Below are 22,935 nucleotides of genomic sequence, written 5' to 3'. Positions count from 1 at the left end.
GGGAGCTTGAAATCCAAGCAATAAAAAGCCCCGCATGGCGGGGCTTCCTGGTGTTTGCGTCGATCAGCTGCCTTTCACAGCCTTGCCGTTGACCGTGCCGTCCAGGAGCATGATGTTGTACTCCTTGCCGTCGGTCTCGACCTGTTGCAGGCGCACCAGCAGGTAGTCCCAGTCCTTGGCGAACCAGAGCACGGTGATGCGCTTGCTTTGTGTCGGGTCGCGCACGCGCTCGACCTTGATCGCGTCGATCTGGCCGGCCTTGGTGTCGACTTTTTCCGAGCCCAGCACGCGGAAGTCATAAGTATCGATCTCGCCATCATCGACGACCTGATAGCTCATGCTTTTCTTGCCGGCCGCCACGTCGTGCTGCAGGGCCAGTTGATAGGTGGATTTATCGACCATGCCACGGTTGAGCGGCAGCTTGACCGCGTCGCCGCGATCGGTGCCGGTGACCATCTTGGTGTTCCAATCGAAGTCCAGGTCGGCCTTCTTGGCTTTGCCCAGGCCACCGCGTTCGAAGTGGTAGGACTGTGGCAGCAGCGTGTCCTTGTCCAGGGTCAGGGTGCTTTCTTCGGTCAGGCTGGCGATCATCATCGAAGCCTTGAAGCTCAGCTTCCAGGTGCCGTTGGCTTCCTTGGTCAGGCTGCGCTCGGCGGTGCCGCTCATGGGCAATTGTTTCCAGTCGGCGGTATAGCTGGCGGAGAACGGTTGTAGTTCCGCAGCCTGTGCCAGGGGCAGGGCAAGCAGAGCGCAAGCGAAGAGCAGGGCGCGACGCATAAAATCTCCTAGTATCGAATCAAATGGCCGCTGGCGGCGAGCAACTGGCCGTCCAGTGAGGCTCCGCGATCGTCGAGGGTCAGCCTTCCTTCGGCAAACCAACGCACGGCCATCGGGTAGATCTGGTGCTCGCGGGCGTGAACCCGTTGCGCCAGGCTGTGCGGCGTGTCGTGCAACTCTACCGGTATTACTGCCTGTACGACCAGTGGTCCGCCATCGAGTTCCTCGGTGACAAAGTGCACCGAGCAGCCATGCTCCGTGTCTCCGGCCTCCAGCGCCCGCTGATGAGTGTGTAACCCTTTGTATTTGGGTAGCAGCGAAGGATGGATATTGAACAGGCGGCCCTGGTAGTGACGCACGAAACCGGCGCTGAGGATGCGCATGAAGCCAGCGAGGACCACCAGTTGCGGATTGAAGGTGTCGATCTGTTCGATCAACGCGGCGTCGAAGGCTTCGCGGCCCTCGAACGCCTTGTGATCCAGGACGCGGGTGTCGATCCCCGCGTCCTTGGCGCGTTGCAGGCCATAGGCATCGGCGCGGTTGGAGATTACCGCGCGGATACGGACCGGGCTGTCGCCGGTCCGGGTGCTGTCGATCAGGGCCTGCAAATTACTGCCGGTGCCGGACAGCAGCACCACCACGTCACAGGTTGCGGACATCAATGCGCCTTAAGGTTTTTCAGCTCGACCTGTGCAGCGCCTTCGGCCGCGGTAGCGATCTGGCCGATGACCCAAGGCTGCTCGCCAGCTTCACGCAATACGTTCAGGGCTGTCTCGACGTGCTCCTGGGCCACGCAGATGACCATGCCCACGCCGCAGTTCAGCACGCGGTGCATTTCGGTTTCATCGACATTGCCTTTCTCTTGCAGCCAGTCGAACACCGCCGGGCGGGTCCAGCTCGCCACGTCGACCACGGCCTGGGCGCCTTTTGGCAGCACGCGCGGGATGTTGTCCAGCAGGCCACCACCGGTGATGTGGGCCATGGCCTTGACGGCGCCGGTGTCCTTGATCAGCTTGAGCAGCGGCTTGACGTAGATGCGGGTCGGGGCCATCAGCAGGTCGGCCAGTGGCTTGCCGGCGAGCTGGGTGTTTTCGATGTCGGCACCCGAGACTTCGATGATCTTGCGGATCAGCGAGTAGCCGTTGGAGTGCGGGCCGGAGGACGGCAGGGCGAGCAGGGCATCGCCAGCGGCGACTTTCGAGCCGTCGATGATCTCGGCTTTCTCTACCACGCCGACGCAGAAGCCGGCCAGGTCGTAGTCTTCGCCCTCGTACATGCCAGGCATTTCAGCGGTTTCGCCACCGACCAGGGAGCAGCCGGACAGTTCACAGCCGGCACCGATGCCGGTCACCACCTGAGCGGCGGTATCGACGTTCAGTTTGCCGGTGGCGTAGTAGTCGAGGAAGAACAGCGGCTCGGCGCCGCAGACCACCAGGTCGTTCACGCACATGGCCACCAGGTCGATGCCGATGCTGTCGTGCTTGTTCAGGTTCAGGGCCAGGCGCAGCTTGGTGCCGACACCGTCGGTGCCCGAGACCAGGACCGGTTGCTTATAGCCGGCCGGGATCTCGCAGAGGGCGCCGAAACCGCCCAGGCCGCCCATGACTTCCGGACGCGCAGTGCGCTTGGCGACGCTCTTGATGCGTTCGACCAATGCTTCACCGGCGTCGATGTCTACACCGGCGTCCTTGTAGCTCAGGGAGGGTTGCTTGCTCATGATCCAGGCCTTTAGGGGGGATTTCTGGGTAACGACCGACGCCGGGGCCATTGAATAACCGTTGTACGAATTATTCCGGGAGCCCAGCCATTGCCGGTCTGCGAAGGCGCGCGATTTTATCAGGCTTGAGGGGCAGCGGCCATCCTCGCGCCGACGGGCAGGGACATATCCACGGAAAAAAACCGATATTTCTTATATTGGTACTGCGTAGCGCGTCTGTATAAGGTGTAGCGGTAACCGGCTATGGTGATGACCATGCGAAACTTCCATCGGGCGTGTGAATGTTTTGCCGGGTGTTGTGGTCACAGCCATGCTCAATCTTCTTCACACGGCCTGTTCCAGCCGTTATGTCCGGGAATCTTCCATGCGTTTGTTCAAATTCTTGTCTATGGGCTGCCTGGCGCTGATCAGCCTGGCGAGCCATGCCGAAACCGTCAATGGCCTGTATCAAGTGCTCGAGCCGGTCAGCAGCCAGACCCCGGAAGAGCGTAACCAGGCGACTCTGCGTGCGCTGGACACGTTGGTGCTGCGCCTGACCGGCGACGCCAAGGCTGCCCAGAATCCTGGTCTGGCGGCGATCCGCAAGGACCCGCAACAGATCATTCTTCAATATGGCTACGACGCCGGCCCGCCGGAAAGCCTCAAGGTGGACTTCGACCCGGCGAGTACCGACCGGGCGTTGCGCTCGGCAGGCTTGTCACTGTGGAGTGCGAACCGGCCATCGATCCTGGGTTGGTGGCTGAACGACTCAGCCGAGGGCTCCAGCCTGGTGGGCGATGGCCAGGCCAGCGCCACGCCATTGCGGCGTGCCGCCCAGCATCGGGGGCTGGCGTTGCACCTGCCGCTGGCGGACTTGAGCGAGCAGATCGTTGCCACCGCACCAAACCTGGAAGGCAGCGATCCGGCGCCTTTGCGCGATGCCTCGGAGCGCTACGCGACAGACGCCTTGCTGGCGGTCCACGCCAAGGAGGAGGGCGGGCAGTGGAATGGGGCCTGGCGCCTGTGGCTGGGCGATCAGCGTGAGCAGGGTACGGCCCAGGGCGCCGATCCGGCCGCATTGGCTGACGCGGTGATGTTGGCGGTGAACCAGCGCCTGGCGCCGCGCTTCGTCGCCAAGCCGGGCGTGGCGACTGAACAGTTGCTGGAGGTGCAGGGCATGAACCTTGAGCGGTATGCGGCGCTTGGGCGTTTGCTCGAACCATTTGGTGGGCAGTTGCAGCAGGTCGAGGGTGATCGGATCGTCTATCGAGTCAACGGCAGCGCCGAGCAGTTGAAGGCGCAACTGGCCCTGGCGAAACTTCAGGAAGTTCCGCCCGGCGAGGCCGTCGCGCCAGTGCCAGTGGCGCCTCCCGCCGCCGATGGCTCGGCCCCGGTTGCACCACCTGTGCCGGCGCCGGCAGCCAATCTGCGGTTCCGCTGGTAGGTTTTCTTTCTTTATATAGCTAGGAGTGGTTCATGGGCGATACGCGGCGTTGGTTCTGGTTGGGTGGGGTTGCCCTGCTGTTCGCCCTTATCTATTTGCTGCATCCGATCCTCACACCGTTCCTGGTCGCGCTGCTGTTGGCCTATCTGTTCGATCCGGTGGTGGATCGCCTGGAAAAACTCGGCCTGTCGCGCACATGGGGCGTGGTGGCGGTATTTGCGCTGTTCACACTGATTGTGAGCGCCCTGTTGCTGGTGCTGATACCGATGCTCGCCAAGCAACTGTTGCGCCTGTACGAATTGGCGCCGCAGATGCTCGATTGGTTGCAGCACAGCGCGGTGCCGTGGGTGCAATCGAAGCTGGGGCTGGCGGACGGTTTCTGGAAGTTCGACAAGGTCAAGGCGGCTATCAGCGAGCACATGGGCCAGACCACCGACATCGTTGGCGTGGTGTTGAGCCAGGCCACGGCCTCGGGCTTGGCGTTGATCGGCTGGCTGGCGAACCTGGTGCTGATTCCGGTGGTGGCCTTCTATCTGCTGCGGGATTGGGATCTGATGATGGCGAAGATTCGTAGCCTGCTGCCGCGTCACCGTGAAGAACGCATCATGACCTTGACCTTCGAATGCCACGAAGTGCTGGGGGCGTTCGTGCGCGGGCAACTGCTGGTGATGGTGGCGCTGGGTTTCATCTATGCCGCAGGGCTGATGCTAGTAGGACTGGAGCTGGGCCTGTTGATCGGCCTCATCGCCGGCCTGGCCGCCATCGTGCCGTACATGGGGTTTGTGATTGGTATTGGCGCGGCATTGATCGCCGGACTGTTCCAGTTCGGCGGCGACCTGTACCCGATGCTGGGCATCGTCGCGGTGTTCATGGTCGGTCAGGCGCTGGAGGGCATGGTGCTGACGCCGCTGCTGGTGGGCGATCGTATTGGCCTGCATCCGGTAGCGGTGATCTTCGCGATCCTGGCTGGGGGAGAGTTGTTCGGCTTCACCGGGATTCTGTTGGCGCTGCCGGTGGCGGCGGTGATCATGGTGCTGGTGCGCCATATGCATGATTTGTACAAGGATTCGGACATTTATAGCGGCGCTGAAGACCCCGACCTGTAGGGCAAATCGTTGGCGGAGCGTCAGGGAAACCGACGCTCTGTCCTCTTGCCGCTGCAAACCTTTGATTTTGCTCGTGGTCCGGCGCATTGTGCGGTCCGTGTCACGGGTATAAACTTTGCGAACTTTACACAGAGGCCACTAACGGTTCCTTTGGAACTGTTCAGTCAGCATGAAACCGATTCAGCTGCCCCTAGGTGTGCGTCTGCGTGATGACGCCACCTTTATCAATTACTACCCAGGCGCCAATGCCGCTGCACTCGGCTATGTCGAGCGGCTTTGCGAAGCCGACGCCGGCTGGACCGAAAGCCTGATCTACCTGTGGGGCAAGGACGGGGTAGGGCGCACGCATCTGTTGCAGGCCGCGTGCCTGCGGTTCGAACAATTGGGCGAACCTGCGGTGTACCTGCCGTTGGCCGAATTGCTTGACCGCGGTGTTGAGATCCTCGACAACCTTGAGCAGTACGAACTGGTCTGCCTGGACGATCTCCAGGCCGTGGCCGGCAAGGCTGATTGGGAGGAGGCGCTGTTTCATCTGTTCAATCGGTTGCGCGACAGCGGTCGGCGCTTGCTGATCGCCGCGTCGACATCGCCACGGGAGCTGCCGGTGAAGCTGGCGGACCTCAAGTCCCGTCTCACCCTTGCGCTGATTTTCCAGATGCGTCCGCTTTCCGACGAAGACAAACTTCGTGCCTTGCAGCTGCGCGCGTCCCGGCGTGGCCTGCACCTGACCGACGAAGTCGGGCATTTCATCCTCACCCGTGGCACCCGCAGCATGAGCGCGTTGTTCGAACTGCTCGAACGCCTCGACCAGGCCTCCCTTCAGGCCCAGCGCAAGCTGACCATTCCTTTTTTGAAAGAAACTTTGGGCTGGTAAAGCTGTCGCCCGATGATGGCTTAAAGCCTCTTCTGGACCCGGTGAAGCCCGCGGTTTTACTGGGCTGTAGGGCTGTAACCCGCTCAGGTCGGGCTTAAGCGCTTAGATGTAAACGAGAAATCAAGAAGTCACATTTGCATCGATTGAATTTGCAAATGAGGTTGATAGAAGGCATAGTCTCGCCATCTTTACTACTTCAGCCACGGTCGTGCCCATGCTAAATCGCTTCGCACCCCTCGTGCCTCTCGCACTCGTTACCCTGTTGTTTGGTTGCGCTGCCCACTCCCCAGTGTCCCAGCAAGAGCAACAACCACAGGTCAAGAACTCTGTTACCGCCCAGTCTTCCTCCGTTGCGTTCCAGGAAGAAATGGCCTCCGACAAAGAGCTCGCAGCCTTCGCCGGCAGCAAGCCTTACCAGCTTCCAGTATTGGCTGACAGCATCCTGGAACGCGGGATGTCGTTGATCGGTACCCGCTACCGTTTTGGCGGCACCTCTGAAGCTGGCTTCGATTGCAGCGGTTTCATCGGTTATCTGTTCCGCGAAGAGGCCGGCATGAACCTGCCGCGCTCCACCCGCGAAATGATCAACGTGAACGCCCCACTGGTGGCTCGCAACCAACTGGAGCCCGGTGACCTGCTGTTCTTCAGCACCAACGGTCGTCGCGGTCGCGTCAGCCATGCCGGTATCTACCTGGGCGACAACCAGTTCATCCATTCCAGCAGCCGCCGCAGCGGTGGCGTGCGGATCGACAGCCTGGGCGACAGCTACTGGAGCAAGACCTTCATCGAAGCCAAGCGCGCCCTCGCCATGGCGCCGACTGTGGTCACTGCCCGCAAGTAAGCACACAGTTTGTAAGGCAAACTTAAAGTCTTACTTGAAGTTTGTCGTATAGCCGCTAGAATCCTGATCATTGTTTGATGGCAATCCGCCTGCGTACTCCGCAGGCGGATTTGTTTTCATGCCCACGGCAGAAAAGCCGCATCCAGATCAGGATTGTTCTGCATATGTCGACGTCGGCCCGCCTCGCTCTCATGTTCCTCGCCGCGCTGCTCAGCGCCTGCGCCAGCCGCACTCCACCGCCAGCTCCCGTGCGGGCTCCGGTGGTCTTTGCCCCCTCACAAACCTTTTCCCCTGCCGCCGAAGATGTGCTGTTCCGGGCATTGGGTTTGGTGGGGACGCCGTATCGCTGGGGCGGTAATACGCCGGATTCGGGTTTCGATTGCAGCGGCTTGATTGGTTACGTCTACCGCGATGCGGCGGGTATTTCCCTGCCACGTTCCACGCGGGAAATGATCGGCATGCGCGCCCCGGATGTGGGCAAGGAGGCGTTGCAGACAGGTGATTTGATTTTCTTCGCCACCAACGGCGGCTCCCAGGTCAGCCATGCCGGGATCTATGTGGGGGAGGGCCGTTTCGTCCATGCACCGGCCACCGGTGGCACGGTCAAGCTCGACAGCTTGTCCAAGGCCTATTGGCAGAAGGCTTACCTGGGCGCCAAGCGGGTGCTGCAGCCGGAGCATTTGGCGCGCAATCCCTGACCCTTCAACGTTTGCAGTGCTAGAAAGCTTTTGTGGCGAGGGAGCTTGCTCCCGCTCGGTTGCGCAGCAACCGCCAGAAGCAGGGGCTGCTTCAGCCCAGCGGGAGCAAGCTCCCTCGCCACGGGTGTTCACCATGTCCTCGGACCAAACAGGGTTCTTTCACAAGTCTTGGGTGGTGGGTTATTTACCCGACACCCGCCAAACCTTGTTCCCCACATCATCAGCCACCAGCAACCCACCCTGTTGATCGATCACCACGCCCACCGGCCGGCCCTGGGCTTTTTCGTCGGCGTTCAGGAAACCGGTGAGCACATCCACGGGTTGTCCCACGGGCTTGCCGCCAGTGAACGGTACAAAAATCACTTTATAACCACTGTGGGGCTTACGGTTCCAGGACCCGTGCTGCCCGATGAACGCCCCTTCGGTGAAGGGTGCAGGCAAGCGGCTGCCTTCGGCGAAGGTCAGGCCTAGCGATGCGGTGTGAGGGCCGACGGCGTAATCCGGGGCGATGGCCTTGGCCACCAGGGCCGGATTCTGCGGTTCGACCCGCACATCGACGTGCTGCCCATAGTAGCTGTAGGGCCAGCCATAGAACGCGCCGTCCTTGACCGAAGTGATGTAGTCCGGCACCAGGTCGCTGCCGATTTCATCCCGCTCGTTCACGGCCGTCCACAGGGCACCGCTGCGGGGTTCCCAGGCCAGGCCGTTGGGGTTGCGCAGGCCCGAGGCAAATATGCGGTGATTGCCGCTGGCTCGGTCCACTTCCCAGATGGCGGCGCGACCTTCTTCGGCCTCCATGCCGTTTTCCGCGACGTTGCTGTTCGAACCGGTGGTGACGTACAGCTTGCTGCCGTCCCGGCTGGCGATGACGTTTTTGGTCCAGTGATGATTGAGCGTGCCGCCCGGCAAATCGACGACCTTGGTCGGTTGCGCCTTGATCTGCGTGTCACCGTCCTTATAGGGGAAGCGGATCAGCCGGTCGGTGTCGGCCACGTACAGGTCATTGCCCACCAGGGTCATGCCGAACGGCGAGTTGAGATTTTCCAGGAACACCGTGCGGGTTTCGGCGACGCCGTCATGATTGGCGTCGCGCAGCAGCGTGATGCGATTGGGGCTGGGCACGCCGGCACCGGCGCGGCCCATGACCTTTTTCATCACCCAGCCGCGGATGCCCTTGGAATCGTCCGGTTTGGGTGGGGCGTTGGTTTCGGCCACCAGCACATCGCCATTGGGCAACACATAGAGCCAGCGCGGATGGTCCAGCCCTTCGGCGAAGGCGACCACTTGCAGGCCTGGGGCCGGGGTGGGTTTGGCGCCGCTGGCCCAGCCGACGGCTTCGGCGATGTTGACGGTAGGCACCAGGGTCTTGTTCGGTTCAGGCAGCTTCGGCGCGGGACCGGTGCCGTCGGACACTTGCAGGGTGGACGACTCGCCACAAGCGACAAGCCCGGCGGCAAGGGCGACGATCAGGAGATGGGGTGGCTTGAGCATGCTGGCTTCCCTATGAATGCATGGAGTTATTCATAGAGAAGCGTAGACGCACGGATGGTTCAAACTGCACGCGAAACCCTGTGGGAGCGAGCTTGCTCGCGATGACGGCGTGACAGTCAAGATAGATGTTGCCAGGCGTACCGCTATCGCGAGCAAGCTCCCACAGTTCTTGAATGAGTCAGCCGTGGGCCTGTTTGAACAGCACGGCGATGCCGGGGTGATAGAAGCCGGCTTCATTGCGCAACTTGCGGTAGGCGTAAGGGAAATACCAGGCCACGGCGCAGGTGTTTTCCTTTTGCAGGTCGTCGATCATGTCCTGCAGTTCTTCGGGCGTGGCGCTCTGCTGGGCTTTTTGCGGCGAGACGAACAGGCAACCCAGCTTCAGGTCGCTGGCATAGCTGATGCGCTTGGCATCGCTGGCGGCTTCCTGCAGCGGCTGGGTCAGGTTCAGGTTGCTGACCTTGGGCCAGCGTTGGGTGGCCTGGATGAAGGTGCGCTCCTCGGTACTGGCGATAAACAGATCGGCGCTGACATTGCGTTCGCCTTCTTCATTCTGTTTGCGGGTCGGGGCATCCTGCAGCGTGACCATCTCGGCCATCCAGGCCGCGGCCGACAGCAGGCCCAGGTTGGCCCGTTCATCGAACCAGTAAGGCGTGTCGTTATCGCCGCGCACGGCGTTGTAGCGGTCGATACAGTCAAACCAACGTTCCAGCACCGGACGCAGGAATTCCAGTTTTGGATTGCTGATGATCATGCCTTGCATACATTGCCCTCTTGTTCTTGTGATATCGGGTCGTGATGCCGCTTTGATATCACTTCCCTCAGCGTGACACAAGATTGACGTCATTCCATTGATCCCGGCCAATAAACAGCGCTGGACCCGTGGCGGCTTTAATTGACGCTCCACCCCCAACCCTCTAACCTTCGCCGCTTGTTTCAGGTGCTCTGTGGCCGTGGCCGACAGAGTGAAACAGGGAAGCCGGTGAGTGCACACGAACCCGGCGCTGCCCCCGCAACGGTAAATGAGTCAAGGTTGCCTACAGGCCACTGTGTCCATGGACATGGGAAGGCGCGCAGCCCGGCATCACGCCGCTCATGAGCCCGGAGACCGGCCTGATTCATCCAACGGCATCACGGTGGGCGATGCCAGGCTTGTTGCCGTCTTTTTTTGTGCCCGCCCGCCGTTATCCAAGCCCAACGGAGAGCTCCCCCATGACCGACACCCCGGATCGCGACGAACGCCACCTGGCGCGCATGCTGCGCAAGAAAGCCGTGATCGACGAGCGCATCGCCAACTCGCCGAACGAGTGTGGCCTGCTGCTGGTGCTGACCGGCAACGGCAAGGGCAAGAGCAGTTCGGCGTTCGGCATGCTCGCCCGGGCCATGGGCCACGGCATGCAGTGTGGTGTGGTGCAGTTCATCAAGGGGCGCAACAGCACGGGCGAAGAACTGTTTTTCCGCCGCTTCCCGGAGCAGGTGCGTTTTCATGTCATGGGCGAAGGCTTCACCTGGGAAACCCAGGACCGCCAGCGCGACATCGCCGCCGCCGAAGCGGCCTGGGCGGTATCGCGCCAGTTGCTCGACGATCCTTCCGTTGGCCTGGTGGTGCTCGATGAACTCAATATCGCCCTCAAGCACGGTTACCTCGACCTCGATCAGGTCCTCAGCGATCTCCAGGCCCGCCCGCCAATGCAACACGTGGTGGTGACCGGTCGTGGCGCCAAGCCGGAAATGATCGAACTGGCCGACACCGTCACCGAGATGGGCATGGTCAAGCACGCGTTCCAGGCCGGCATCAAGGCGCAGAAAGGCGTCGAGCTGTGAGTGACACGTCCATGACGAGTCGCCATTGCCCGGCGGTGCTGATCGCCGCTCCGGCTTCGGGGCAAGGCAAGACCACCGTCACCGCCGCCCTGGCCCGTTTGCATCGCAACCAGGGGCGCAAGGTGCGCGTCTTCAAGTGTGGCCCGGACTTTCTCGATCCGATGATTCTCGAGCGGGCCAGCGGCGCGCCGGTCTATCAGTTGGACATGTGGATGGTCGGCGAGCAGGAAAGTCGTCGGTTGTTGTGGGAAGCCGCCGCCGAAGCAGACCTGATCCTGATCGAAGGGGTGATGGGGTTGTTCGACGGCACCCCGTCCAGCGCCGACCTGGCGCGGCATTTTGGTGTACCGGTGCTGGCGGTGATCGATGGCACGGCCATGGCCCAGACCTTCGGCGCCCTGGCCCTGGGCCTGGCCCGGTATCAGCCGGACTTGCCGTTCGCCGGGGTCTTGGCCAACCGCGTTGGCACCTTGCGCCACGCGCAGTTGCTCGAAGGCAGCCTGACCGAAGGCCTGCGCTGGTACGGCGCGCTGTCCCGGGAAACCGGCATCGAGTTGCCCAGCCGCCACCTCGGGCTGGTCCAGGCCAGCGAGTTGAATGACCTCGACCTGCGCCTCGACGCGGCAGCAGAGGCCTTGGCCGGCAGTTGCGAAGTGGCGCTGCCGCCAGCGGTGGAGTTTGCCGCGCCTGAGGTGATCACCGTTGAGCCGTGGCTCGCCGGGGTGCGCATCGCCGTGGCCCGGGACGAAGCGTTTGCCTTCACCTATGGCGCCAGCCTCGATCTGCTGCGGGCCATGGGCGCGCAGTTGAGCTTCTTTTCGCCGATCCATGACAGCGAACTGCCCGAGGCTGACAGCCTTTACCTGCCCGGCGGTTATCCAGAGCTGCACCACGTTGCGTTGGCCCGGAACACGCCGATGCTGGCGGCGATCCGTGCCCACCATGCAGCCGGCAAACCGTTGCTCGCCGAATGTGGCGGCATGTTGTATCTGCTCGATTCATTGACCGATGTCGAAGGCGTGCGTGCCGAGCTGCTGGGCTTGCTCGCGGGTGATGCGCAGATGCAAAAGCGTCTGGCGGCCTTGGCGCTGCAATCGGTGGACTTGCCGGAAGGCATCTTGCGTGGGCATACCTATCATCATTCGCTGACCAGCACCGAACTTGAACCGATTGCCCGTGGCCATAGCCCCAACGGCGGACGTGGGGCAGAAGCGGTGTTCCGGCAGGGGCGGATGACGGCTTCCTATGTTCATTTTTATTTTCCGTCGAATCCGAGGGCGATTGCCGCGCTGTTTGCGCCTGACCTTGAGGCCGCGAAAAGGCCATGACCGACAACGCTTTCTCCCAGGTCGAACGCGACGCAATCTACCGCGCCATCGCCGAGCGCCGTGACATGCGCCACTTCAGCGGCGGCACGGTCGAACCGGCCTTGCTGCGCCGGCTGCTGGAAGCCGCGCACCAGGCCCCCAGCGTCGGCCTGATGCAACCTTGGCGGTTTATCCGCATCAGTGACCGCGCCTTGCGCGGGAACATCCAGCAGTTGGTGGAAGAAGAACGCATCCGCACCGCCGAGGCCCTCGGCGAGCGCAGCGATGAATTCATGAAGCTCAAGGTCGAAGGCATCAACGACTGCGCCGAGGTGCTGGTGGCGGCGTTGATGGAGGATCGCGAGCGGCACATCTTCGGTCGCCGGACCTTGCCGGAAATGGACCTGGCCTCGCTGTCCTGCGCGATCCAGAACCTGTGGCTGGCGGCCCGCGCCGAAGGCCTGGGGATGGGCTGGGTGTCGTTGTTCGATCCCCAGGCCCTGGCCGATCTGCTGGGCCTGCCAGCGGGCGCCAAGCCGTTGGCGATACTCTGCCTGGGTCCGGTCGAGGCTTTTTACCCGGCGCCGATGCTCGCCCTGGAAGGCTGGGCGCAACCGCGTTCGCTGAATGAACTGCTCTATGAAAACCAGTGGGGCGTGCGCCCATGAGTGTGGCCTTGCTCACGGTCGCCGCGGTGGCGCTGGACGCGCTGCTGGGCGAGCCCCGGCGCGGGCATCCGCTGGTGGCGTTCGGCGGTTTTGCCTCGCGGATCGAACAACGTTTCAACTCCGGTGGGCGCGGCTGGCGCAGCCATGGGGTGACGGCGTGGATCATCGCCGTGGTGCCGTTGACCTTGCTCGCCACGGCCCTGTCTTGGGCGCCCATGGTTGGCTGGCTGGTGGAGATCCTCGCGCTGTACTGCGCCCTCGGCCTGCGCAGCCTCGGCGAACATGTCGAACCGGTGGCCCAGGCGCTGCGCAGTGGCGATCTGGACGAAGCGCGCCTGCGTGTCGGCTACCTGGTCAGCCGCGAAACCCGCGAGCTGGACGAAACCGCCGTGGCCCGCGCCGCCACCGAGTCGGTGCTGGAGAACGGCAGCGACGCGGTGTTCGCCGCGCTGTTCTGGTTCGCCGTGGCCGGCGCGCCCGGTGTGGTGTTGTACCGCCTGAGCAATACCCTCGATGCCATGTGGGGTTATCGCAACGAGCGTTTCGAGCGCTTCGGCTGGGCGGCGGCAAAGATTGACGATGTGCTCAACTACATTCCGGCGCGCCTGGTGGCGTTGACCTACGCGCTGCTCGGCAAGACCCGCCTGGCGCTCAAGTGCTGGCGCAGCCAGGGCCCGACCTGGGACAGCCCCAACGCCGGGCCGGTCATGGCCGCCGGTGCCGGTGCGCTGGGTGTGGAGTTGGGCGGGGCGGCGATTTATCACGGTGAACTGCACCGACGTCCGCCGCTGGGCGAAGGCGTGCCGGCGAGCGCGGACTCCATTGATCGCGGCTGGCAATTGGTCCAGCGCGGCGTATGGTTATGGCTGCTGATTCTCTGCCTGGGAGCTGAGTTTTATGCTTGAGCACGGTGGACGCCTGCGTAACGCAGCCCGGCAATACGGCATCGCCGAGGCTGACTGGCTGGATTTGTCCAGCGGCCTGGCGCCTTGGCCGTTCGAGGTTCCGGCGATTCCCCTGCGGGCCTGGGCGCGCCTGCCGGAAACCGATGACGGGCTGGAACAGGCCGCCTGCGACTACTACGGTGCGTTGGATGTGTTGCCGGTGGCCGGTTCGCAAATGGCCATCCAGCTGTTGCCGCGCCTGCGCCGGGCCGGCAAGGTCGGTGTCTTGTCGCCGTGTTACGCCGAGCACGCCGAAGCCTGGCGCCGCAGCGGCTACATCGTGCGCGAAGTGCTGGAGTCGGAGGTGGATTTCTTTCTCGACAGCCTCGACGTGCTGGTGGTGGTCAATCCGAACAATCCCACGGGCCTGAGCCTTGCCCCCGAACGCTTGCTGGACTGGCATGGGCGCCTGGCCCAGCGCGGTGGCTGGCTGGTGGTGGATGAAGCCTTCATGGACGTCACGCCGGCGCTGAGTCTGGCGGCGCACACCCATCTGGTCGGGTTGATCGTGCTGCGCTCGTTTGGCAAGTTCTTTGGCCTGGCCGGGGTTCGCCTGGGGTTTGTACTGGCCGAGCGCCGCTTGCTCAAGTTGCTCGCCGAACAGGTCGGGCCGTGGGTGGTCAGCGGGCCGACCCGGGTGCTGGGGCAGGCGTGCTTGCTGGACACTGATGCCCACGCCTACCAGCGCCAACGTTGCGAAGCCACCAGCCAACGCCTGGCGCTGATGCTCGAACGCCACGGCTTCAAGCCGCAGGGCGGCTGCGGGTTGTTCCAATGGCTGGTCACCGAACACGCCCTGGGGCTTCATGATTTCATGGCCCATCGCGGCATTCTCCTGCGCTTGTTTACCAACACCAGCAGCCTGCGCTTCGGACTGCCAGCCGACGACAGCGAATTCCTGCGCCTCGAACAGGCCTTCGAGGCCTACGCCAAGGACACCCGATGACCACAGTGATGGTGCAGGGCACCACGTCCGATGCCGGCAAAAGTACCTTGGTCACGGCTTTATGCCGCTGGGTCCGCCGCCAGGGTGTCAGCGTGGTGCCGTTCAAGCCGCAGAACATGGCGCTCAACAGCGCCGTGACGGCTGACGGCGGTGAAATCGGCCGCGCCCAGGCGGTGCAGGCCCAGGCCGCCGGCCTCGAACCGCATACCGACATGAACCCGGTGCTGCTCAAGCCCAACAGCGACACGGGCGCCCAGGTGATCATCCACGGTCGCGCCGTGACCACCATGAATGCCGTGGCCTATCACGATTACAAAGCCATCGCGATGCAAGCGGTGCTGGCCTCCCACGCGCGCTTGAGCGCGGCCTATCCGGTAGTGATGGTGGAGGGCGCCGGTTCGCCAGCGGAGATCAACCTGCGAGCCGGTGACATTGCCAACATGGGCTTTGCCGAAGCGGTGGACTGCCCGGTGCTGCTGATCGCCGACATCAATCGCGGCGGGGTGTTCGCCCATCTCGTCGGCACCCTGGAATTGCTGTCGCCCAGTGAGCAGGCGCGGGTCAAGGGTTTCGTCATCAACCGTTTTCGCGGCGACATCGCCTTGTTGCAACCGGGTCTGGATTGGCTGGAGGCGCGCACTGGTAAACCGGTGGTGGGCGTGCTGCCCTACGTGATGGACCTGCACCTGGAAGCCGAGGACGGCCTCGACCAGCGCCAGGCCGACAAGGCCGAACAGCTGCTCAAGGTGGTGGTGCCGGTGCTGCCGCGCATCAGCAACCACACCGATTTCGATCCGTTGCGGTTGCACCCACAGGTCGACCTGCAATTCATCGGCCCGGGCCAGCCCATCCCGCCGGCCGACCTGATCATCCTGCCCGGTTCGAAAAGCGTGCGCAGCGACCTGGCCTACCTGCGTGCCAACGGCTGGGAAAGCGCGCTCCAACGGCACCTGCGCTATGGCGGCAAGCTGCTGGGCATTTGCGGCGGCTTGCAGATGCTCGGCCAGCAGGTCCACGACCCGCTGGGGCTGGAAGGCGCGGCGGGCTCCAGTGCCGGGTTGGGTTTGCTGGATCTCGAAACGTCGCTGGAACATGAGAAACAATTGCGCAATGTCCGCGGGCGATTGGCCTTGGAAGAGGCTGAAGTCAGCGGCTATGAGATTCACGCCGGGGTAACCACCGGCCCGGCACTGGAACACGCAGCGGTGTACTTGGAAGACGGTCGTTGCGACGGCGCGCAAAGTCTCGATGGGCAGATTTTCGGCACCTACCTGCATGGGCTGTTCGAGTCTCCCCAGGCCTGCAGCGCGTTGTTGCGTTGGGCCGGGTTGCAGGATGTGCAGACGGTGGATTACCACGGCTTGCGCGAGCGGGACATCGAGCGGCTGGCGGATCTGGTGGAGCGGCATTTGGACACTGGATTGTTGCGTGAACTCTGTGGATTTGAGGCCGGCAGCAACACCGCCATCTGAAAGGTAAAAAACATCATGCTCCAACTCATCCTCGGCGGCGCCCGCTCCGGCAAAAGCCGCCTGGCGGAAAAACTCGCGGTCGAAACGGGCTTGCCAGTGACCTACATCGCCACCAGCCAACCCCTGGACGGCGAGATGAACGCACGGGTCGCCCAACACCGAGCCCGTCGCCCGGCCGAATGGGCGCTGGTGGAAGAACCCTTGGCCCTGGCCCGGGTGCTGCAAGAAAACGCCGCCCCCGGACAATGCCTGCTGGTGGATTGCCTGACCCTGTGGCTGACCAACCTGCTGATGCTCGACGACCCCGAGCGGCTGAGCGCAGAACGCGATGCACTGCTGGACTGCCTCTCCGCGCTGCCCGGCGACATCATTTTTGTCAGCAACGAGACCGGCATGGGTGTCGTGCCCCTGGGCGAGTTGACTCGCCGTTATGTCGATGAAGCCGGTTGGCTGCATCAAGCCTTGGCCGAACGGTGTCAGCGCGTCGTGCTGACCGTCGCCGGCCTGCCCCTGACTCTCAAAGGTACTGCGTTATGAATCACCGCTGGTGGCTGGACCCGTGCAAGCCCCTCGATACCCAGGCCCTGGAACAGGCCACGGCCCGTCAGCAACAACTGACCAAACCGGCCGGCTCCCTCGGGCGGCTGGAGTCGGTGGCGGTGCAACTGGCGGGGCTGCAAGGGCAGGTCAAGCCGAGCCTGGATCACGTCTGGATCGCGATTTTTGCCGGCGATCATGGCGTGGTGGCGGAGGGCGTCTCAGCCTTTCCCCAGGAAGTGACGGGGCAGATGCTGCTCAACTTCGTCAGCGGCGGCGCGGCCATCAGCGTCCTGGCGCGGCAACTGGGCGCTTCGCTGGAAGTGGTGGACCTGGGCACCGTGACGCCTGCGCTGGACCTGCCCGGCGTGCGGCATCTGCGCGTCGGCCCTGGCACGGCGAATTTCCTCCACGGCCCGGCGATAACCGTGGCCCAAGGCGAGCAAGCCCTGCAAGCCGGCCGCGACAGTGTGCTCCGTGCCGTTGCAACCGGAACGCACTTGTTCATCGGCGGCGAGATGGGCATCGGCAACACCACGGCAGCCAGCGCCCTGGCCTGTGCCTTGCTCGATTGCCCGGTGGCGCATCTGGTCGGCCCGGGCACCGGCCTGGACGCGGCGGGTGTCAGCCACAAGGCCCAAGTGATCGAACGGGCCCTGGCGCTGCACGCAGCCCAACGCGACGACCCGTTGCAGACCCTGTTCAACCTCGGCGGTTTTGAAATCGCCGCGTTGGCCGGCGCGTACCTCGCCTGTGCCCAGCAAGGCGTCGCCGTGCTGGTGGACGGGTTCATCTGCAGCGTCGCCGCCCTGGTGGCGGTGCGCGTCAATCCCGGATGCCGGCCATGGTTGCTGTTCGGCCATCGCGGCGCCGAGCCGGGCCATCGCCACGTGCTGGAAACCCTCGGCGCCGAACCGCTGCTGGATCTTGGCCTGCGCCTGGGCGAGGGCAGTGGCGCGGCGTTGGCGGTGCCACTGTTGCGCCTGGCCTGTGACCTTCACGGGCAGATGGCGACATTTGCCGAGGCCGCCGTGGCGGATCGCCCGGCATGACCTTGCGCCTGGACCTGCTGCGTCACGGCGAAACCGAGCTGGGCGGCGGACTGCGCGGCAGTCTCGACGACGCCTTGACCGCCAAGGGCTGGGAACAGATGCACGCGGCTGTCATAGAGGGCGGGCCCTGGGATCGGCTGGTCAGTTCGCCGTTGCAGCGTTGCGCCCGTTTCGCCGAACAACTCGGCGCCCGACTCGGCGTGCCGGTGCACTTGGACAAGGACCTGCAAGAGCTGCATTTCGGCGCTTGGGAAGGTCGTAGCGCAGCGGCGTTGATGGACGCCGACGCCGACGCACTGGGCCAGTTCTGGGCCGATCCCTATGCCTTTACGCCCCCCGAAGGCGAGCCGGTGCTGGCGTTTTCCAGCCGCGTCCTGGCAGCGGTCAAACGCTTGCACGCGGCTTATGCCGGTCAGCGGGTCTTGCTGGTCAGCCACGGCGGCGTGATGCGCCTGCTGCTGGCCCAGGCCCGCGGCTTGCCAAGGGAGCAATTGCTCAACGTCGAAGTCGCCCATGGCGCACTGTTCTCCCTGACCGTGTCGGCAGGTCCAGTGCTCGAAGAGGCGGATTGACCATGTTGCCTTTCTGGATCGCCCTGCAATTTCTCAGCAGCCTGCCGGTGCGCCTGCCTGGCATGCCCGAGCCCGAACAACTGGGGCGTTCGCTGCTGTTCTATCCATTGGTGGGGCTGGTGTTCGGTGCTTTGCTGTGGCTGCTCAATGCACTGCTGCTGGGTGCACCGTCGCTACTCCACGCCGCGCTGTTGCTGACGGCCTGGGTGTTGCTCAGCGCAGGCCTGCACCTCGACGGCCTGGCCGACAGCGCCGACGCCTGGCTGGGCGGTTTTGGTGACCGCGAACGCACGCTGCTGATCATGAAGGATCCGCGCAGCGGACCCATTGCGGTGATCACCTTGGTGTTGGTGCTGCTGCTCAAGTTCGCCGCGCTGCTGGCGTTGATCGAGCAGGGGCAAGCGTTGGCCTTGATCATCGTGCCGGTGCTGGGGCGTGCGGCGTTGCTTGGCCTGTTTCTCAGCACACCTTACGTGCGCGCCGGCGGGTTGGGCCAAGCGCTTGCCGATCATCTGCCCCGGCGCGCGGGTGGATGGGTGTTGTTGGTGTGTGCGTTGGGCTGTGTGCTGGTGGCGGGGTGGCCCGGCGTTTGGGCATTGGCCGTTGCTTTCGCGGTGTTCGTTGGCTTGCGGCGGATGATGCTGCGCAGGCTCGGGGGCTGCACCGGGGATACAGCCGGGGCGTTGCTGGAGTTGCTTGAAATAGCGGTGTTGGTGGGGTTGGGGTGGGTCTGAGTTGACGGGAAACGCGATGGTGGGCCGTTTCGGGATTTGAGGGGTCAACCCTTTAACCCACTCACCCGAGCAAACTCCATCAATCCACCGTCATGCCCAAGCCCCAACTTGTCCATGGCGGTGCGTTTTTGTCGGCTGATAGTTTTTTCACTGCGATTGAGCTGGGCTGCAATCTGTCTGCCCGACATCCCGTGCACGAACAGCCTCACCACCTCCAGCTCCCGTTCGGAAAGGCTCACCCGGTTGGCGTCCGAGCGCGTGGCGGCCAAGGTTTGCCCTCGCAGAAGCTCAAGAAAAGCCGGGCATGCATACTGCCGCCCCTGAGTGACACCGAGGATGGCCTGTTTCAGTTCCATCAAAGGACTGCGTTTATCGAACAAGCCGTTCACGCCGGTATTGAGCAAGGCCTGCAACACGGACGGATTGCGTAGCATGGTGATCACGATCAGGGGGCAGGCGCGGTAGTGGCGTTTCAAATAGCCCATCAGGGCCAGGCCGTCCGGGAACTGCCCATCGGGCATCGAATAGTCGCAGATGACCAGGTCGCAGGGGGTGCGCTCCAAGTGCTGGAGCAGTTCATCGGCGTTGCGAGCCTTGGCAACCACTGAAAACCCAGCCCCCGCCAGGACCATTTCGATACCCGTCAGCACGACGGGGTGATCATCGGCAAGGATGATGCGTATAGGGTTGTCCGAAGAAGGCCTGTGCGACACTCGCGTATCGTCACAGGTGCTGAGGCCGAAAATGTCGCGGCATTCGGGCGTGTGGTTCAGATTCATTGCTGCCTCTACAGGGGTCAAGTACATCCCGACCGCTGCTGACAAGCCGTCGGAGCGCTCAGATCAAGCCTCGTTCGCGCGCGATTTTTCCCGCGAGATGACGCGAACTGACGCCGAATTTTCGGCGAATGTTGTTGAAGTGATAATTGACGTTGGCCTCGCTGCAATCAACGATGACGGCAATCTCCCAAGAAGATTTGCCAGCCTCGCTCCACTGCAGGAATTCCTTCTCCCGATTGGTGAGTCGGATCGCTTGAGCAGGTTTTTTTTCCGTGGAGTGGTAATGGTCCTGGTATGGCGCCGAACGTCCAGAAATCGCGGTGCTGTGATACATGACTGAAACTCCCATTCATCATCATTATTTGATGGCGTGGGGGTGGCGGAATCTTCCCACTTCTTGATGGCATGGTTCGCACAACCCGTCTTCAAGCCTGCAGGCAGGGCTGAAAGCACGGTTTCGTTTATAGCTTGATTCAAAGCACCTGAAACCTGTCAGACATTACAGGTGGGGGACTCTAATGAGTAATGGTTGAAAAGGCTGTCAGCCAAAGCGCCTGATTTTGTGGGATTTATTTCCGTCTGGTTGACGATTCCGTTTGTTCTGACCAAGCAAAAACCAGGAGAAAGCGAGGCTAGGGAACATGGCATAAGTGAAAATCGCCATTTAAATTTGCATTCAATCAACCCCGGGTATATACACGCACCATGCTTCCTTCCCAATGCTTGTGCATCAACCTGCGTCGCGCCGCGCGTGGCGTCAGCAGGTATTACGACGGCGCCCTCGACGGCTTCGGGATCAACGTTGCCCAGTATTCTTTGTTGAGTAACCTGGCGCGCCTGGACCAGCCGAGTATTTCTTCCCTGGCCGAAGCCATGGGCCTGGACCGCAGCACTCTGGGTCGTAATCTGCGTGTGCTGGAAGGCGAAGGGCTGGTGGCGCTGGCCGAGGGGGAAGACCTGCGTAACCGCATCGTCGTGCTCACTGAGACGGGGCAGGCCCGGTTGGCGGCGGCGTTGCCGGCCTGGGAAGCGGCGCAGCAGAAACTGATTGATAAGCTGGGCGCCGAAAAGCGTGCGACCTTGCTGGCCTTGCTGGATGAACTGGCGTGAAGCCGGTTCGTTCGATGATAAGTGGGTATATACCCGCGACCGGAGAACAAGAATGACATCGATGTGGCGTACCTGTGGTTGGGTCCTGGTGGGCAGCGCGCTGATCTTGGCGTTGTCCCTGGGCGTACGGCATGGCTTCGGCCTGTTCCTGGCGCCCATGAGTGCCGAGTTCGGCTGGGGCCGTGAGGTATTCGCCTTCGCCATTGCCTTGCAGAACCTGATCTGGGGCCTGGCGCAGCCGTTCACCGGCGCGCTGGCGGACCGCTTCGGTGCGGCGAAAGTGGTGCTGATCGGCGGTGTGCTGTATGCACTGGGCCTGGTGTTCATGGGCATGGCCGATTCGCCATGGTCCTTGTCGTTGAGCGCGGGTCTGTTGATTGGCATTGGCCTGTCGGGCACGTCGTTCTCGGTGATTCTGGGTGTGGTCGGGCGGGCCGTGCCGCCGGAAAAACGCAGCATGGGCATGGGTATCGCCAGTGCCGCCGGTTCCTTCGGCCAGTTCGCCATGCTGCCCGGTACGCTGGGGCTGATCGGCTGGCTCGGTTGGTCGGCGGCGTTGTTGGCGCTGGGGTTGCTGGTGGCGTTGATCGTGCCGCTGGTGAGCATGCTCAAGGACGCGCCGTTGCCGGTCGCCGGCCATGAGCAAACCCTGGGCGAAGCCTTGCGTGAGGCGTGCAGCCATTCGGGGTTCTGGCTGCTGGCGATTGGTTTTTTCGTTTGCGGTTTCCAGGTGGTGTTCATCGGCGTGCATTTGCCGGCGTATCTGGTGGACCAACATCTGCCAGCCAGCGTCGGCACCACCGTGCTGGCCCTGGTCGGGTTGTTCAATATCTTCGGCACCTACACGGCCGGCTGGCTGGGCGGGCGCATGTCCAAGCCACGCCTGCTGACCGGGTTGTACCTGGTGCGGGCGGTGGTGATCGGCTTGTTCCTGTGGCTGCCCGTGACCACCACCACGGCGTACCTGTTCGGCATGGCGATGGGCTTGCTGTGGCTGTCGACGGTACCGTTGACCAACGGCACGGTAGCGACCTTGTTTGGTGTACGAAATCTCTCGATGTTGGGTGGGATCGTGTTCCTGTTCCACCAGTTGGGTTCGTTCCTCGGTGGTTGGTTGGGCGGGGTGGTGTACGACCGCACCGGCAGCTACGACTTGATCTGGCAGGTGTCGATCCTGCTCAGCCTGTTGGCGGCGGCGTTGAACTGGCCGGTGCGTGAACGTCCGGTGGCGCGCCTGCAAGTCCAGGCCGGCGCAGCATGAGTCGCATCGGTCCGTGGTTGATCGCCGCCGGTGCCGGCCTGCTGCTGGCGTTCGCCTGGTGGGGCTGGCATCAGGGCGGATTGGCCTTGATGCAGTTGGGCATGGGCAACTGCTGACAATGGACGGCGTCGGACGCTGCGAGTAACGTCTTGGTCTGACGTGCTTTTAAGGAAAATCGACATGTTGATGCGCTGGTTTGCTGTTCCCACCCTGTTGCTGGCTGTGACCGGGCAAGTCTGGGCCGCTGGTTGCCCACCGTTGCTGGAGGGTTCGTTGCCCAAGCTACGGGCCAAGGAAACCATCGATCTGTGCCAGCGCTTCGCCGGCAAGCCGCTGGTGGTGGTCAACACTGCCAGCTTCTGTGGGTTCGCCCCGCAATTCAAAGGTCTTGAGGCGCTCAACCAGCGCTACAAGGACCAAGGGCTGCAAGTGCTGGGTGTGCCGTCCAATGACTTCAAGCAGGAGTCCAAGGACGGCGCTGAAACCGCCAAGGTCTGCTACGTCAATTACGGCGTGACCTTCACCATGACCGAACCACAACCGGTGCGCGGCGCGGATGCCATCCCGTTGTTCAGGCACTTGGCCGAACAGTCCGGTGCGCCGAAGTGGAATTTCTACAAATACGTCGTGGACCGACAGGGCAAGGTCGTCGCCAGTTTTTCCAGCCGGACCAAGCCCGATGATCCTGAGTTGATCAAGGCTGTAGAAGCTGCCATCGCTTCGAAACCCTGACCGCCAGCCGCGAAAAAGCCCCGGCTCTTTGCAGAGTGCGGGGCTTTTTTCGTTTCAGCGGCGAGGCGTT

25 protein-coding genes and 1 riboswitch are annotated in these 22,935 nt (G+C 62.9%); of the genes, 18 read left to right on the top strand and 7 right to left on the bottom strand.

Features of this window, described 5'->3' with window-relative positions; genetic code table 11:
* Window positions 1–63: 63 nt before the first annotated feature.
* The 3 genes from BM300_RS05735 to purM are packed head-to-tail and all read right to left on the bottom strand — an operon-like array spanning window position 64 to window position 2,494.
* On the bottom strand, window positions 64–777 hold the full coding sequence (locus BM300_RS05735; protein WP_063324753.1) for a DUF3108 domain-containing protein: 714 nt from the start codon (window positions 775–777) through the stop codon (window positions 64–66).
* A gap of 8 nt (window positions 778–785) precedes the next feature.
* Complete coding sequence (purN, locus tag BM300_RS05730) at window positions 786–1,436, bottom strand: phosphoribosylglycinamide formyltransferase (RefSeq protein ID WP_092462294.1); 651 nt, start codon at window positions 1,434–1,436, stop codon at window positions 786–788.
* Window positions 1,436–2,494 carry a phosphoribosylformylglycinamidine cyclo-ligase gene (gene purM / locus BM300_RS05725; RefSeq protein WP_092462292.1) on the bottom strand — a complete coding sequence of 353 codons (1,059 nt, stop codon included), beginning with the start codon at window positions 2,492–2,494 and terminating at the stop codon, window positions 1,436–1,438. Before purM ends, purN begins: the two co-directional genes overlap by 1 nt.
* Window positions 2,495–2,858: 364 nt before the next feature.
* Between purM and BM300_RS05720 the strand changes: the two genes are divergently transcribed.
* The 5 genes from BM300_RS05720 to BM300_RS05700 all read left to right on the top strand — a co-directional run bounded on the left by BM300_RS05720 (window position 2,859) and on the right by BM300_RS05700 (window position 7,436).
* Window positions 2,859–3,917 carry a DUF2066 domain-containing protein gene (locus BM300_RS05720; protein WP_092462290.1) on the top strand — a complete coding sequence of 353 codons (1,059 nt, stop codon included), beginning with the start codon at window positions 2,859–2,861 and terminating at the stop codon, window positions 3,915–3,917.
* A 32-nt stretch (window positions 3,918–3,949) separates the two neighbouring features.
* Entirely contained in the window at window positions 3,950–5,023 is a 1,074-nt protein-coding gene (locus BM300_RS05715; RefSeq protein WP_092345564.1) for an AI-2E family transporter, read from the top strand.
* A gap of 169 nt (window positions 5,024–5,192) precedes the next feature.
* Entirely contained in the window at window positions 5,193–5,897 is a 705-nt protein-coding gene (gene hda / locus BM300_RS05710; protein WP_003178999.1) for a DnaA regulatory inactivator Hda, read from the top strand.
* Between the two features lie 214 nt (window positions 5,898–6,111).
* On the top strand, window positions 6,112–6,738 hold the full coding sequence (locus BM300_RS05705; RefSeq protein ID WP_003204649.1) for a C40 family peptidase: 627 nt from the start codon (window positions 6,112–6,114) through the stop codon (window positions 6,736–6,738).
* Window positions 6,739–6,902: 164 nt separating this feature from the next.
* A complete protein-coding gene (locus tag BM300_RS05700; protein WP_092145292.1) occupies window positions 6,903–7,436 on the top strand; it encodes a C40 family peptidase in 534 nt (177 codons plus the stop codon).
* Window positions 7,437–7,616: 180 nt separating this feature from the next.
* Here the strand turns inward: BM300_RS05700 and BM300_RS05695 are convergent, their stop codons facing one another.
* Both BM300_RS05695 and BM300_RS05690 read right to left on the bottom strand, forming a co-directional pair.
* Window positions 7,617–8,927: a PQQ-dependent sugar dehydrogenase gene (locus BM300_RS05695; RefSeq protein WP_063324757.1), complete on the bottom strand. Its 1,311-nt coding sequence runs from the start codon at window positions 8,925–8,927 to the stop codon at window positions 7,617–7,619.
* A gap of 178 nt (window positions 8,928–9,105) precedes the next feature.
* Window positions 9,106–9,690 (bottom strand): hypothetical protein, encoded by a 585-nt coding sequence (locus tag BM300_RS05690; protein WP_092145294.1) that lies wholly within the window; start codon window positions 9,688–9,690, stop codon window positions 9,106–9,108.
* 158 nt (window positions 9,691–9,848) lie between these two features.
* A riboswitch (cobalamin riboswitch) is annotated at window positions 9,849–10,059 on the top strand.
* An 80-nt stretch (window positions 10,060–10,139) separates the two neighbouring features.
* Between BM300_RS05690 and cobO the strand changes: the two genes are divergently transcribed.
* The 10 genes from cobO to BM300_RS05640 are packed head-to-tail and all read left to right on the top strand — an operon-like array spanning window position 10,140 to window position 18,983.
* Window positions 10,140–10,751 (top strand): cob(I)yrinic acid a,c-diamide adenosyltransferase, encoded by a 612-nt coding sequence (cobO, locus tag BM300_RS05685; protein WP_092223588.1) that lies wholly within the window; start codon window positions 10,140–10,142, stop codon window positions 10,749–10,751.
* Between the two features lie 11 nt (window positions 10,752–10,762).
* Window positions 10,763–12,079 carry a cobyrinic acid a,c-diamide synthase CobB gene (locus tag BM300_RS05680; protein ID WP_092462288.1) on the top strand — a complete coding sequence of 439 codons (1,317 nt, stop codon included), beginning with the start codon at window positions 10,763–10,765 and terminating at the stop codon, window positions 12,077–12,079.
* Window positions 12,076–12,726 carry a 5,6-dimethylbenzimidazole synthase gene (gene bluB / locus BM300_RS05675; protein WP_063324760.1) on the top strand — a complete coding sequence of 217 codons (651 nt, stop codon included), beginning with the start codon at window positions 12,076–12,078 and terminating at the stop codon, window positions 12,724–12,726. Before BM300_RS05680 ends, bluB begins: the two co-directional genes overlap by 4 nt.
* Window positions 12,723–13,631 (top strand): adenosylcobinamide-phosphate synthase CbiB, encoded by a 909-nt coding sequence (gene cbiB / locus BM300_RS05670; RefSeq protein WP_092462286.1) that lies wholly within the window; start codon window positions 12,723–12,725, stop codon window positions 13,629–13,631. The genes bluB and cbiB overlap by 4 nt, the downstream gene beginning before the upstream one ends.
* Window positions 13,624–14,616: a threonine-phosphate decarboxylase CobD gene (cobD, locus tag BM300_RS05665; protein WP_092223590.1), complete on the top strand. Its 993-nt coding sequence runs from the start codon at window positions 13,624–13,626 to the stop codon at window positions 14,614–14,616. The genes cbiB and cobD overlap by 8 nt, the downstream gene beginning before the upstream one ends.
* Entirely contained in the window at window positions 14,613–16,088 is a 1,476-nt protein-coding gene (locus BM300_RS05660; protein ID WP_092462284.1) for a cobyric acid synthase, read from the top strand. The genes cobD and BM300_RS05660 overlap by 4 nt, the downstream gene beginning before the upstream one ends.
* A gap of 15 nt (window positions 16,089–16,103) precedes the next feature.
* Window positions 16,104–16,625 carry a bifunctional adenosylcobinamide kinase/adenosylcobinamide-phosphate guanylyltransferase gene (gene cobU / locus BM300_RS05655; protein ID WP_092462282.1) on the top strand — a complete coding sequence of 174 codons (522 nt, stop codon included), beginning with the start codon at window positions 16,104–16,106 and terminating at the stop codon, window positions 16,623–16,625.
* A complete protein-coding gene (gene cobT, locus BM300_RS05650; protein WP_092462280.1) occupies window positions 16,622–17,677 on the top strand; it encodes a nicotinate-nucleotide--dimethylbenzimidazole phosphoribosyltransferase in 1,056 nt (351 codons plus the stop codon). Before cobU ends, cobT begins: the two co-directional genes overlap by 4 nt.
* Entirely contained in the window at window positions 17,674–18,249 is a 576-nt protein-coding gene (gene cobC, locus BM300_RS05645) for an alpha-ribazole phosphatase family protein (RefSeq protein WP_092462278.1), read from the top strand. The genes cobT and cobC overlap by 4 nt, the downstream gene beginning before the upstream one ends.
* Before the next feature lie 2 nt (window positions 18,250–18,251).
* Window positions 18,252–18,983 (top strand): adenosylcobinamide-GDP ribazoletransferase, encoded by a 732-nt coding sequence (locus BM300_RS05640; RefSeq protein WP_092145310.1) that lies wholly within the window; start codon window positions 18,252–18,254, stop codon window positions 18,981–18,983.
* A gap of 44 nt (window positions 18,984–19,027) precedes the next feature.
* On the opposite strand, the gene BM300_RS05635 is transcribed toward BM300_RS05640, so the two are convergent.
* Window positions 19,028–19,762 (bottom strand): response regulator, encoded by a 735-nt coding sequence (locus tag BM300_RS05635; RefSeq protein WP_063324768.1) that lies wholly within the window; start codon window positions 19,760–19,762, stop codon window positions 19,028–19,030.
* Window positions 19,763–19,820: 58 nt separating this feature from the next.
* The gene (locus tag BM300_RS05630; RefSeq protein WP_063324769.1) at window positions 19,821–20,096 is read right to left on the bottom strand and encodes a response regulator transcription factor; all 276 of its coding nucleotides are present in this window, start codon (window positions 20,094–20,096) and stop codon (window positions 19,821–19,823) included.
* A 371-nt stretch (window positions 20,097–20,467) separates the two neighbouring features.
* Here BM300_RS05630 and BM300_RS05625 point away from each other — a divergent pair, with 371 nt between their 5' ends.
* The 3 genes from BM300_RS05625 to BM300_RS05615 all read left to right on the top strand — a co-directional run bounded on the left by BM300_RS05625 (window position 20,468) and on the right by BM300_RS05615 (window position 22,865).
* On the top strand, window positions 20,468–20,872 hold the full coding sequence (locus tag BM300_RS05625; protein WP_063324770.1) for a MarR family winged helix-turn-helix transcriptional regulator: 405 nt from the start codon (window positions 20,468–20,470) through the stop codon (window positions 20,870–20,872).
* A 52-nt stretch (window positions 20,873–20,924) separates the two neighbouring features.
* Window positions 20,925–22,133 carry an MFS transporter gene (locus BM300_RS05620; protein WP_092145314.1) on the top strand — a complete coding sequence of 403 codons (1,209 nt, stop codon included), beginning with the start codon at window positions 20,925–20,927 and terminating at the stop codon, window positions 22,131–22,133.
* A 180-nt stretch (window positions 22,134–22,313) separates the two neighbouring features.
* The gene (locus BM300_RS05615) at window positions 22,314–22,865 is read left to right on the top strand and encodes a glutathione peroxidase (RefSeq protein ID WP_092413108.1); all 552 of its coding nucleotides are present in this window, start codon (window positions 22,314–22,316) and stop codon (window positions 22,863–22,865) included.
* Window positions 22,866–22,935 lie beyond the last annotated feature (70 nt).

Source organism: Pseudomonas sp. NFACC46-3, assembly GCF_900114515.1.
Lineage (GTDB): Bacteria > Pseudomonadota > Gammaproteobacteria > Pseudomonadales > Pseudomonadaceae > Aquipseudomonas > Aquipseudomonas fluorescens_Q.
This window is presented reverse-complemented; position numbering and strand designations above follow the sequence as displayed.